Origin of the sequence: Aerococcus sp. 1KP-2016, from assembly GCF_002252085.1 — a bacterium.
GTDB lineage: Bacteria > Bacillota > Bacilli > Lactobacillales > Aerococcaceae > Aerococcus.
This window is the reverse complement of the sequence record NZ_NEEY01000051.1, coordinates 1-12,501: the sequence shown is the minus strand read 5'-3', so window position 1 is coordinate 12,501 and position 12,501 is coordinate 1. Positions and strand designations below refer to the sequence as shown.

General features: G+C 41.6%; 9 protein-coding genes and 1 pseudogene. 1 reads left to right on the top strand and 9 read right to left on the bottom strand.

Annotated features, from left to right (window positions below):
• Positions 1 to 275: 275 nt before the first annotated feature.
• The 9 genes and pseudogenes from B9P78_RS08100 to B9P78_RS10320 all read right to left on the bottom strand — a co-directional run bounded on the left by B9P78_RS08100 (position 276) and on the right by B9P78_RS10320 (position 11,490).
• Positions 276 to 1,379 carry an ABC transporter ATP-binding protein gene (locus B9P78_RS08100; RefSeq protein ID WP_094518970.1) on the bottom strand — a complete coding sequence of 368 codons (1,104 nt, stop codon included), beginning with the start codon at positions 1,377 to 1,379 and terminating at the stop codon, positions 276 to 278.
• Positions 1,380 to 1,489: 110 nt separating this feature from the next.
• Positions 1,490 to 2,332: a DUF1189 family protein gene (locus B9P78_RS08095; RefSeq protein ID WP_233487804.1), complete on the bottom strand. Its 843-nt coding sequence runs from the start codon at positions 2,330 to 2,332 to the stop codon at positions 1,490 to 1,492.
• Positions 2,333 to 2,378: 46 nt separating this feature from the next.
• Positions 2,379 to 3,234: pseudogene (locus tag B9P78_RS08090) on the bottom strand (sugar ABC transporter permease).
• A 3-nt stretch (positions 3,235 to 3,237) separates the two neighbouring features.
• Positions 3,238 to 4,515: a carbohydrate ABC transporter permease gene (locus tag B9P78_RS08085; RefSeq protein ID WP_094518971.1), complete on the bottom strand. Its 1,278-nt coding sequence runs from the start codon at positions 4,513 to 4,515 to the stop codon at positions 3,238 to 3,240.
• Positions 4,516 to 4,724: 209 nt separating this feature from the next.
• Entirely contained in the window at positions 4,725 to 5,999 is a 1,275-nt protein-coding gene (locus tag B9P78_RS08080; RefSeq protein ID WP_094518968.1) for an extracellular solute-binding protein, read from the bottom strand.
• A 145-nt stretch (positions 6,000 to 6,144) separates the two neighbouring features.
• Entirely contained in the window at positions 6,145 to 7,977 is a 1,833-nt protein-coding gene (locus B9P78_RS08075; RefSeq protein WP_094518967.1) for a glycoside hydrolase family 13 protein, read from the bottom strand.
• A 247-nt stretch (positions 7,978 to 8,224) separates the two neighbouring features.
• A complete protein-coding gene (locus tag B9P78_RS08070) occupies positions 8,225 to 10,450 on the bottom strand; it encodes a PTS transporter subunit IIBC (RefSeq protein ID WP_094518966.1) in 2,226 nt (741 codons plus the stop codon).
• A 204-nt stretch (positions 10,451 to 10,654) separates the two neighbouring features.
• On the bottom strand, positions 10,655 to 11,134 hold the full coding sequence (locus tag B9P78_RS10325; RefSeq protein ID WP_233487802.1) for an endonuclease/exonuclease/phosphatase family protein: 480 nt from the start codon (positions 11,132 to 11,134) through the stop codon (positions 10,655 to 10,657).
• The gene (locus B9P78_RS10320) at positions 11,110 to 11,490 is read right to left on the bottom strand and encodes a hypothetical protein (RefSeq protein WP_233487800.1); all 381 of its coding nucleotides are present in this window, start codon (positions 11,488 to 11,490) and stop codon (positions 11,110 to 11,112) included. The genes B9P78_RS10325 and B9P78_RS10320 overlap by 25 nt, the downstream gene beginning before the upstream one ends.
• A gap of 298 nt (positions 11,491 to 11,788) precedes the next feature.
• Here B9P78_RS10320 and B9P78_RS08060 point away from each other — a divergent pair, with 298 nt between their 5' ends.
• Complete coding sequence (locus tag B9P78_RS08060; RefSeq protein ID WP_094518965.1) at positions 11,789 to 12,214, top strand: FAD:protein FMN transferase; 426 nt, start codon at positions 11,789 to 11,791, stop codon at positions 12,212 to 12,214.
• Positions 12,215 to 12,501 lie beyond the last annotated feature (287 nt).

Here is a 12,501-nt window from a genome sequence, read left to right as displayed (position 1 = left end):
ATATTCATAAAATAATCTCATTTCTTATACAATAGCCATTTATTCGAGAGAAAAAAAAAAAATTATCGAATGGCAGGTTCATTCGATAATCGTAGTTATCTCACCAGAATAAGACAACCTGTCCCATAGGCTTCTACAGGACGATACCCCTCAAAACGAAAGCCGAAAGGTAAAAAAATGCAGTATAAAAGTCGCAAACAACTTTCATACTGCATTTTCCGAGTGCAAGCGGCAACATCCCCTCAGGACTTTGCCGTGCCTCTGTTATTTAAGCATTATTTGATGACCACACCAGTTTCAATGTCGAAGAAATATGCTTTATTCATGTTGAAGGCCACTTGAAGGGTAGAGCCAACTTCATGGTAATCACGCGCATCAACAACTGCTACAAACTCTTGGCCATTGACGTCAAGGTATAGAATAGACGTTGCACCTGTTAACTCAGAAACCGTAATTACAGGTTCAACCACATTTGAAGGGTTCGCATCCAAAGCTAATTGCTCAGATTGCAAGTCTTCCGGACGGATACCAAATGTAATACGTTTACCATCATAGCCGCGTTCATCCATGATGCGACGCGCTGGTAACGTGACTTCTAGTTTTAAGCCGCCATCTAAATGTACGAATCCATCTTGATACAATACATCCACCAAATTCATGGCAGGTGAACCCATAAAGGTCGCCACAAAGGCATTTGCTGGATTGTTATACACTTCAAGCGGTGTACCCACTTGTTGGATTTCACCAGCATTCATAATAACAATACGATCAGCCAAAGTCATCGCTTCCGTTTGATCATGGGTTACATAGATAATGGTCGTATTCAAACGTTTATGTAACTTGGCAATTTCAGAACGCATGTGGACACGCAATTTCGCATCCAAGTTAGACAAAGGTTCATCCATCAAGAAAGCTTTCGGTTGACGAACAACCGCACGCCCCAAGGCCACACGTTGACGTTGCCCACCAGACAAAGCAGCCGGTTTACGTTCCAATAAATCCGTAATCTGCAACAATTCTGCCGCATCTTGCACACGACTATTAATCTCAGCCTTATCCACCTTACGCAATTTCAGACCAAAAGCCATATTCTCAGCCACCGTCATATGTGGATACAAGGCATAGTTTTGGAACACCATGGCAATATCACGCGTCTTAGGCGCCATATCATTTACCACTTGCCCATCAATAATCAAATCCCCCTGCGTAATATCCTCAAGCCCCGCAATCATACGCAGCGTCGTAGACTTACCACACCCCGAAGGACCAACGAACACAATAAACTCATTATCCGCAATATCCAGATTAAAATCCGTCACCGAATACTTATCCGCATTATCGTACTTTTTATAAATATGATTTAATTTAATTTCAGCCACAAGGCATTCTCCTATCTTCAAAAATGCACATTTTCATCATTCTAGTCAAACATGTTACAAGGCAAACAATACCATCAAGTTAAGTCCTCACACTCACCAACCACTAGAGCCTAAGCCTCGAGTAAGCGGTATTCATCCAGCCTACCATCACGAAAACGCGTCTTCCACATGACAAGCAATAGCATGAATACTAAACCTGCCGTTTGTACAGTGGCCATCATGGCTACATCAAATTGATACAGACCATACACCATGGCAATCACTGTTGGTAGTGTCATCGCATTTAAAATCAGGTTGACTGATTCTTTAAACGTTTCAATTGACGTTAGCGGGCTTCCCTTGGTCATGTAGAACATGAGAGCCGCAACGCCAACCAAGAATAGGGACATGGCCAATAGAATGGCACTAATAACGGTTGAGAAAATCAAGACCACTAGCACGCGGTTTTGATCTAGCCATTCTTGGCTCAAACTGGCTTGAATGCCGGTTGCATCCAGCCCGCTTAAATCAAAGTCCTTGGTATAAAGGACGGTAGCGGTTGGTGCGCCCGGTTCCACCAGCATATATTGGTTTTCCTGGAAGACAAGGGCTGTTTCGCCACTTGCTAGTATTTTTGCTACATCATCATCAGAAGCGCCGATGGCTACTAGGCCTTGGTCGCTTTCGATGGTTTGTGGGCTATCTACCAACATTTCGCCGTCGGCATATCTAAGCTGTGCCAAGTTTTCCGCCACGTTTTGGTCTACCAAGTGCATGGACTGTGGGTAGTAATCGGTGACTGGAAAGTTGGTCATATTGGCGTAATTAATGGTCACGGGAATGGTCATCAAACCATTCAGGAATAAGACCACAATTAGCATTTGCCACCATTTCAGTTCGTGACGATTGCCCCATATTTTGCTTGGTGTCCATATACTTTTGAAGTAATTGACGGGAAATAAATCTCTTAGCACATATATCGCCTATCTTTCTATTACATGTTTGTTGTCAGTTATTTGCCTAACCTTTCGTACCACCAGCGGTCAAACCAGATACAAAGTTCTTTTGTAAGTAGAAGAACATGATAGAGATTGGTAAGGCAATTAGGATTGCCCCCGCCGCGAATAGGGTTACCCGTTGTTCACGAGTTGGTGATGAATTGTTGTAAACCAATGGCTACCGTGTAGTTTTCTGGTGAACGCAAGATAAATCTCGCTAGCATGTATTCACCAAATGGTGTCATGAATGCCCATAAAGCTTGTACCGCGATCATTGGTCTTACTAATGGTAGAACGATTTGGGCGAAGGTTCTTAAATGTCCTGCACCGTCTAGTTTTGCCGATTCATCTAAGTCGATTGGCACGGTATCAAAGTACCCCTTCATCAACCAAGAGTTCATTGGAATCGAACCACCAACATAGGCGAAGATTAGGAACCATAACTTGTCCAAACCGCCTACTTGCAAGGCCATAACGTAGAAGGCTGTTAAGGCTGCCGTTGTTGGTACCATTTGTACAATGATAAAGAATTTAAGTGATTGTTTACGTCCAGCAAAGCGGTAACGTGAGTAGGCATACCCAGCAAGGGTGATAATCGTTACCTGAAGTGCCATAGTAATTACCGCTACAATCAAGGTATTTAGATACCATTGACCATATTGGGTTTCCGTAAAGAGTCGTGTAAAGTTATTTAAGGTAAATGGCCCTGTAAAGTCTAAATCGAAGGCAATCAAGTTACCGCCTTTAAATGCGGATGTAACCGTAATAAGTAATGGATAGATAATTACGATACACATAAATACCAAGAATGCATAGGTGAAGAATTTAGACCAGAAGCGGCCGTGTTTTTTCGTTCTGCGTGCTTTTTGCTCAGCCATGATTTAGTCCTCCATTTCAAAAGCGTTGGTTGATTTAAAGATGATCAATGAAATCACGATAACAATCGCTGAAATGATAATGGTAATCGCTGAAGAAACATTATATTGTGGTGATTGTCCGGTCGTCAGTTTGTAGACCCATGAAATCAAGATATCCGTTGTACCGGCATTATTCCCAACTGATCCAGGACCACCTTCGTTGAATAAGTAAATCATCGTGAAGTTGTTGAAGTTCCCTGTATATTGGGTAATTAATACGGGTGCCGCCACTGATAAGATGTGCGGGAAGGTAATGAAACGGAATTTCTGTAATGGTGAAGCCCCATCAATTGACGCTGCTTCATACCATTCACCAGGAATAGATTGAAGAATAGATGTTGTCAACACGTAAATGTATGGGAAACCTAACCATCCTTGAATTGAAATCAACGCCACTTTGGTCCAGAAAGGTTCTGTCTTCCAAGCTAGTGCTGGAATATCAAAGAATGGAATTAAGTTATTGATAAAAGGAATGACTTGCGAGTTGATTGCACCCGCAGATGGGTTAAACATATTTGAGAATGTTAGGATGGAAATGAAGGCTGGTACCGCCCAAGGTAATAGTAAAACTACCCCGAAGAAGCGTCTAAATTTGATAAATGGTTGATTCATCAAAATCGCTAGGAAGATACCCAAACCTACTTGCAAGGTTGTTGCACATAGGGTCCAAATGACCGTCCATGAGAATACCGCCCCAAAGGTTTCACGGTATGTTGATAAGGTAAAGATTGAACTGAATGTTTCCAATCCTGTCCAGTCAATTAATTTAGCTGGTGGGATATGTTGGAAATCATAGTTGGTAAACACGATTAAAATCGTAACAACTACCGGGAACACAATGGCAAACAACATCAAAATATATGCCGGTACCGTTAAAATATAAGGGAAACCTGTCTCATATAAGTTGTTCAAAATGGCCTTTGGTGTCCGGTTCACTTTATCTGGGTTAATGGCATTGATTTTCGCTATATTGTAGGCATCCCACATTTGGACGCCATAGAAAATCAAGAAAATAACCGTAATTAATAATTCGAGCACCCCTTCAATTAAGAGGAATAGTGAGTGATCTTCACGCGGTGTTGAACCTAGGGTGAATAACCCGTTAAAGGCATCAAAACCAAAGCTAAACAGATGGAAAACATATAAAGCAAAGATAATTAGGAAGATAATCCCTTTGAATGCTTGCTTATTATAGAACTGACCCCCACCAGGAATGATGGAAGCAAGTGCTGCCGTCCTCATTTGTTTCTTTTGTTCAGATGTGAAGTGCACTTTTTTTCTTTCATTTGCAGTCTTCGCCACTGCAATCAACTCCTTCACTAAAAACAATTCTGTTACGTCTCTTCGACACTATTTGACTGATAATCGTTATATAAAATAGCAAAGGATGGTTAGCGATGATTACTAAACCATTTGCTAAACCATCCTCTAATTGTCAAAGAATGTCTATCTTAGTATTTTTGAGCAATGTTATCTTGGATAACTTTCACAGCATCATCAGCAGATTGTTGTGCTGATTTGTTACCAGATACTGCATCGAACATCATTGTTTCAGCACCCGTCCAAACTTCAGCCATTTCTGGAATGTTTGGCATTGGTACAGCGTTGTTGTATTGTTCGATAACGGCAATTGCTAATTCATTTTCGCCAGCATCTACGATTGCTTGACGTGCTTGTTGGTTAGCAGGTACTTCAGAGTTAAATTCGTGTAAAGCTGTTTGGTTTTCTTCAGTTGTTACATATTCAACCCATTGTTGCGCTGCTTCAGCATTTTCAGTATATCCTGAAATGATCCAACCTTTACCACCACCGAATGGTTGGTAAGATTCGCCATTTGGTAATTCAGGCATTGGTGCAATACCGTAGTTTACGCCACCTTCATCATAAGAAGCTGCTGACCAAGGTCCACCGATGATTGCCGCAGCGTCACCAGCGATGAATGTTTCATCTACAAAGCTACCTGCTGAAGTTGTATCTAACATACCTTCTGGCCATTTTTCGTACCAAGTTTTCGCGTATTCGATACCTTCAACAGCACCTTCATTGTTTAAACCAATGTCAGCTGTGTCAGTACCCTCAGAACCGAAGATGTATCCGCCGTAACCAGAAATCAAACCGTAAGCTGAGTAGAAGTCAACCCAGTTTGCTAGGAAAGCAGTGTTCTTACCTTCTTCAGTTTCATAGTCATAAGCTGAATCTTCAGATAAAGCTTCTAATTCTGCGAAAGTAGTTGGCGCTGCATCGATTAAGTCTTTATTGTAGTAAAGTACTAATGATTCAACTACGAATGGCATACCGTACACTTCGTCGTTTGCCGTAACTTGTTGTTTATCAGTGTCATCATAACGGTCATCTTCAGGTAAAGTAACCGGTGTTAAGTGACCTTGGATACCTAAGTTACCAATACGGTCATAAGGTGCAATCGTAACGTCTGGTGCGATACCAGCAGGACCATCTAATGATAAGGCATCTAAAGTTTCGAACATTTCACGTTCAACCACTTCAACATCGATACCTGTTTCTTCCTCAAAAGCAGGTGCAATTTCATTTACGTAATCTACGTAGTCAGGACCTACAGAAACTTGTAAAGTTCCGCCTTCAGCTGGTTCGCTTGAAGCAGATGAACTTGCTGTATCTTCGCCACCGTTACCACAAGCTGCAAGCACTAAAGCTGCTGAAGCAGTAACTAAACCAAACGCGGCTTTTTTCCACTGCAATTTACTCATTTATATCTTCCTCCTAAAATTTAAATACCCGATTATTGCAATCGCTTACAGTATTATTACATATAAACTTAGGTTTTGCAACCGTTTTCGTAAATATTTTTACTAGCCAATAATTGTATCTAAAATTTGCAAACATGCAAACCGCTTAGGCTCGCCTGTCTATACAAATTGCCCATCCACCAGGCGCCACCGTAAGTCGATTTTCCTCAAAATTTGCAAGATTTGACGATACAATATTTATACTTTCATCAAATTGTTCCGCGATTATTTCTGACCCTTGGTTGAAAATGGCTAACATACGCCAATCTTGATCAATTTTTTCAAACGACAGCACCCGATGATTCGCAACATCCGCGAGGTCATCCAACCGCCAGTGAAATTCGCCATACGTAATCAAATCACTGTATTGCTTACGTAATTGAATCAAATCCTTGGTAAAGGCTAGCATATCTTTGTCTTGGGCAGCTTCATCCCAAATCATGACACGCCGGCAATCTGGATCATGCCCGCCATCTAGGCCAACCTCGGTACCGTAATAGATGCACGGCGTTCCTTCAAGCATCATCATAAAGGTGAGCGCTGCCTTCACCTTTTGTTTATCCCCTTTCGCACGATGCAAGACCCTATCCGTATCATGCGAATCCAGCAAATTAAACTGCACTTGGTTGACTTGATCCCGGTAAAGCATGCGTTGACGGGTCATAGAAGCCCGCATACGCCCACTTGATAAGGGTCGTTCATCAATCGGATTCCCAAAGAAGAAATCTTTAATCTGGTCGGTCATGGCATAATTCATAACGGCATGGAACTCATCGCCTTCGAGAAATTTCTGACTGGAATGCCAAATTTCGCCAATAATATAGAAATCTTCCTTTAACCCCGTACAGGCACGGAAAAAGTCCTTCCAAAACTGGTGGTCCACTTCATTCGCTACATCCAATCGCCAACCATCAATATCAAAGGCTTCGATATAATGTGTCGCTACCTTTAATAAGTAGTCATGAACTTCCGGATTGGCCGTATTGAATTTGGGCATGTGGGGCTCAAAGGCGAAGGCATGATAGGTCAAACCTTGCCGCGCAGCTGTTAAGGCATCCGGGTCGGTATAATTGACTGGTTCAAATGGCTGCACGGGAAATTTTCGAATATGAAACCAATCGCGATAAATTGAATCTTCTTGATTTGCCAAAACATCCTGCCATTGCGGTGCGTAGTAGCCAATATGGTTGAAGACCGCATCTAGCATGACCTTCATCCCTCGTTCATGGGCTTGGTCCACTAAATTTTTCAAAATCGTTGCATTCCCAAAAGCTGGATCGATAGTCATATAATCTGTCGTATCATATTTATGGTTGGTATGCGCTTTAAAAATCGGCGTTAAATAGAGACCTGTAATGCCCAAATCTTGCAGATAATCTAAATGATCAATGATGCCTTGTAAATCGCCGCCATAAAAGGCATCATGCCCTGGGTGATCCTCATGATCCCAGGCTAAGACCCCTTCAGGATCATTGGCCGGATTTCCATTAGCAAAACGCTCTGGGAAAATTTGGTACCAGACGGTATGTTTCACCCATTCCGGCGTCTTCATCATGTCTCGTTCATGGAAATAGGGTAAACGGAAATAGGCATTGACCTGTTCCAACATGACCAAGTCATCCCCATGATATACCCCACGGTCACAGTAAAAGACATCCTCGCCATCATGACCGTAAACCTTAAACCCATAGGCCAAGCGTCTGGTTGGAATCGTTACAGATGCCTGCCAAAAATCATGGGTTTCTGTTGCCCCAACTTTCGTCATTGGGATACCCGATTGGTACCACTTTCCTTCATGGTGGAGGTAGACATCCCCCGCTAATACATCAACTGCCTTTACATCATCTTTCTTGGTTTGTAGGCGAATATGGGCAATTTCGTCTGAGTATAGATAGGCAAACTCGCTTTCTGGGCGATGGTATAGTGCCGCTTTGTCCAAATTCTTGTCCCCCTTTTCTCACTTACACGTGTGCACGAGTGCACGTGGTCATTTTTACTTGTAGTGCTCTCGTCTCTCTTAGCATCCTTTTGCAATAGCTCTGAGCTGACATTAGTCCTTGCATAGACATGACCTGAATTGTTTTGTGTTTTAGTAAGCGTTTACAATAATCCCTCAAAAAATAGCTAATGGAAGGTGCACAAGAAGCGACACCCCCATTAACTAATTTCTTTTATATCAATAGCTTTTAACTGTGTGCTGTTGCAACACTTTGACCGCCATCTTTGTGGTCGGTTGCTGTTACATCTAGGCTAGCCAATTTGTCAGAGTTTGTAATCACGACAACGACTGTCTTTTCTTTGCCTGCATTTTCAATCGCAGCTAAATCAATTCGCCCGATTTCTTGACCAGCAGTTACTTCTTGATCAACTTCAATCGTTAAACCAAAGACTTTCGCTTGCATTGTATTCGTGCCTAAGCCCATATGTAATAATACTTCTAATCCATCTTTCGTTTCAATACCCACTGCATGATGGCTTGGGAAAATAGAAACCACCTTACCAGATACAGGTGCGTAAACTGGTGCAAAAACTGCATCTGCTAAAGGTTCAATGGCATAACCATCACCCATCATTTTTTCGGAGAAGACGGGGTCATTGACACTAGAAATGGCTAACAATTGCCCTTCAACTGGCGCCTTCATGTCCGTTGTAACACCCTTAAAAGTAATTTCTTCTGTTGATGCTGTTTCGCTTGCACTTGCATCTTGATGGGTTAACTTGCTTGATGGTGCTGGAATTGCAGCCCCATTGTCCAACAAGTCGTTAATATCAGATTTCAAAATATCTGATTTTGGCCCGTAGACTGCCTGAACCCCTGTACCGCGAACCATTAAGCCCATGGCACCTGCAGCTTTCCATGCATCTTCTGCCCCAACTAAGTTGGTATCCTTAACCGTTACACGTAAACGTGTCATACATGCATCGACGTAATCGATGTTATCAGGTCCACCTAATAGGTAGATCACATCTGCTACTTGTTGGTCATTTTCAGAACCAGCTACGGCAGTTCCTTGTTCACTCGAAGCTGTCGTTTCATCTTTATTAATTAAACCTTCTTCGTAGTTGCCTAAACGACCTGGTGTTGCATAGTGGAATTTTTGAATCATAAAGTTTGCCACGAAGTATGTGAATACCCCAAATGCAAGTGACACTAATAAGTAGTTGATTACATCGCCCATTAAACCAGCTTGAGACGCTAATGGAATACGTGTAAGGAACTCAATCATACCGAATGAATGCACACGCAAATTGATGATATCAGCCATAGCGAAAGCTAAACCTTGGATGACTGCATATAACGCATATAGTGGCATTGCGATAAACATAAACATATATTCAAGTGGTTCTGTAACCCCTGTTAGGAATACAGCCGCTGCTGCCGAAATGAACATTGATTTGTATTTATCTTTCTTGTCTTGGTCAACATTACGATACATTGCGTAAGTAAGACCCATCAAAATACCAGAAGAACCAATCATTTGTCCCACTTTGAAACGTGCAGGTACCCAGTTTTCCATAACGAATTGGTATCCTTGTGTGTCACCAGCTTTGCTGAAGTTAGCCAAGTCGGTAGCCCATGCTAACCAAAGTGGGTCTTGACCCACAACTTGTGCCCCTGCTTGTGCACCCGTAAGGATTTCATAAGTACCACCAAGTTCCGTATAGTTCATTGGAATAGTTAACATATGGTGTAAACCAAATGGTAATAATAGACGTTCTAAGGTACCGAAGATAAATGGTGCAATTACTGGTGCTGTGTCTTGAGAAGTAGCAATCCATTGACCAAAGTTATTAATACCTGTTTGGATAACTGGCCATACAACTGATAAACCTAAAGCTGTCACTAAAGACCATGCAATTACCACAAATGGTACGAAACGTTTTCCGTTGAAGAAAGATAATACTTCCGGTAAACGACGGTAGTTGTAGTATTTATTGTAGGCAGATGCCCCAATAAAACCAGCGATAATCCCTACGAATACCCCCATATTTAAGGCTGGTGCTTCTAATACACTCGTAAAGTAACCTGCAACTGGAATGGTTTGCCCAAATACCGTATGCGTAACAGCGGCTGGATCTGCCAACATGTCTGAAGAAACCCCGAATAAAGCACCCGTAATACGGTTTAATAATACGAATGACACGGCTGCCGCAAAGGCACCACCTGCACGATCCTTAGCCCAAGAACCACCGATTGCAATCGCAAATAATAAATGTAAATTCCCAATAATTGCCCAACCGATAGATTCTAACACAGCCCCCGTTGTTACTAGCAAGGCAGTATCCGCCCCAAACAAGGCAACTGCCTTCCCAACTGAGATCATCAATCCTGCTGCTGGCATAACCGCGATAACAACCATTAAGGCCTTACCGAACTGTTGCCAGAATTCGAACGTAAATAGTCTTTTCATAAATTCTCCCCTTTTCTTAACACCATTTGATAACGGTTTCATAACACATCTCAGATTATAGCGGAAAACTTGCGATTGCGCAACCGCTTGCATGAATATTTTATTACTTTTTTCAAAAATAATAGTTCCATGCAATATGAAAAGCCTATTTATCCCGTTTTATGCCAAGAAAAAAGAGGCCTTTCAGCCTCTTTCCAACTACTATTATGCTTTTGTTTCTACGAATACACCTGAATGATCCGAAACCGTTTGCTGACGTTCACCGTCATACACGACTTCAGAACGTTTCACTGCCACATCATCCGGCACAAAAATGTAATCTATACGGATTTGTTCTTTCAAGCCTTTCCAACCAGCAATCTCCTTCAAGACAGTGGATTCACCAACAGTCTCTTCCGCAATTGGGTAGGCGTCTTGGATTGGTAAATCCGTTCCCACCATATAATCATAGCCTTCAGAATTTGCCGGATTATTAAAGTCACCCATGAAATAGATGGGTAGATTCGTGCGTAGCAAGTATTTTTCAGCTTGTTGCCATTCATAATGGAACTCAGTGTTATTTTCCCCATGCCACCAAGAGAAATGCCCAGAAACGGCCATGAAGGTATAGCCCTTGTCATCGGTAATCTTTGCTGTAATGATACGGCGTGTCTTATAGTTTAAAATGTTGTGGCTTTCCGACATATTGAAAGAAGTGGCATTCTCAATTGGGTATTTTGATAAGATGCTACGCCCTCTTGCTTAATATCACCTGCAATATGCGTCATTGTCCAAGCCCAGTAATAGGTTTTACCAAGTTCAGCCAATGTATTCACCAAACGCAAAGCAAAATTATTCTTCTTAATATTCACCTGACCGTCAGTTCGTATAAAATTCGGCAAATTTTCGGGTTTCACTTGCTTGCCAACAATATTTTGATTTACCTCTTGTAAGGCAACAACGTCCACATCCCAGTCAGCAATCGATTGCGCAATGTAGGCCAACTTCTGATCTTGATTCTCTTCACCATAAGAATGGGTATTTAACGTTAACAGTTTCAAATCGCTACTCCTTATCCAATAAAAGTGTTCTGTTGTATAAATCTTCCTCAACATCACTCTATAATATTTAGACGGAATAGTAAACTTAAAACGGCAATTTTATGCAAGTCTTTTCGTAATGTATCCTGAAAAAAGCTACTTTCCCCAGAAGCTGTTGCATACGCTACTACCTTTCATGGCCAAAAGACTCATCATCTGTATAGCTTCTCTGATTAACTAGGATTATACTTGGCAGTGAATATTAAGTAGCGGTATCATAAACCAACAAATATAGAATGAATGGAGCTGGCAATAGGCTATGAAGGAAAGTACATTCAAGGCCATGGGCACGTTAATACAGTTAAAAGTAAACAAGGAAACGCCTGATGAAGTGCTAGATATGGCGCGACGAATGGTGCTAGACTTCGAACGCCGCTTTTCTGCAAATGCAGATGACTCCGTTCTAGCCGACATCAAAAGAAATGCAGGCCTTCAACCCGTAAAGGTTGATCAAGATATCTTTCAACTCATCAAAATTGGCAAACATTACTCTCTGCAAACTGGCTTTCTCAATATCGCGATTGGCCCACTCGTTCAATTGTGGCGCATTGGCTTTGATGATGCGAGAAAACCCAGTGACAGTGAAATCCAGCAGGCACTCACACTGACTAATCCTGAAAATATTGTCCTTAATGAAGAGAAGCGGACGGTATTCTTAACACAAAAAGGCATGTCTATTGACTAAAATGGACCCTATAGAATGGACACTAAAAAAAGTGCCTTTCTATAGGGTTTGTTTTTGTATACTTATGAATAGAGGAAAATACGTTAACGTTTGAATTGAAGTAGTATTGCTCCATTCATTAAACCACAATTCATATTAACTGCACTAAGTGCAGAAAGGAGCCGCTAAATGTCAAAGTTAATTTTTACATCCGAACAAATTCGAGTTTTGAGAAGAAATCCGTACGTTAAAAATGTATCAGAGAAAAGCATTACTTATTCTGATGAATTCAAACGCCATTTTGTTTC

Bases quoted from the DNA above. Each gene is read 5' to 3' on its own strand.
- B9P78_RS08080 (WP_094518968.1), bottom strand. From the start codon at position 5,999: ATGAGTAAATTGCAGTGGAAAAAAGCCGCGTTTGGTTTAGTTACTGCT.
- B9P78_RS08070 (WP_094518966.1), bottom strand. From the start codon at position 10,450: ATGAAAAGACTATTTACGTTCGAATTCTGGCAACAGTTCGGTAAGGCC.
- B9P78_RS08085 (WP_094518971.1), bottom strand. From the start codon at position 4,515: ATGAGGACGGCAGCACTTGCTTCCATCATTCCTGGTGGGGGTCAGTTC.
- B9P78_RS10325 (WP_233487802.1), bottom strand. From the start codon at position 11,134: ATGTCGGAAAGCCACAACATTTTAAACTATAAGACACGCCGTATCATT.
- B9P78_RS08060 (WP_094518965.1), top strand. From the start codon at position 11,789: ATGAAGGAAAGTACATTCAAGGCCATGGGCACGTTAATACAGTTAAAA.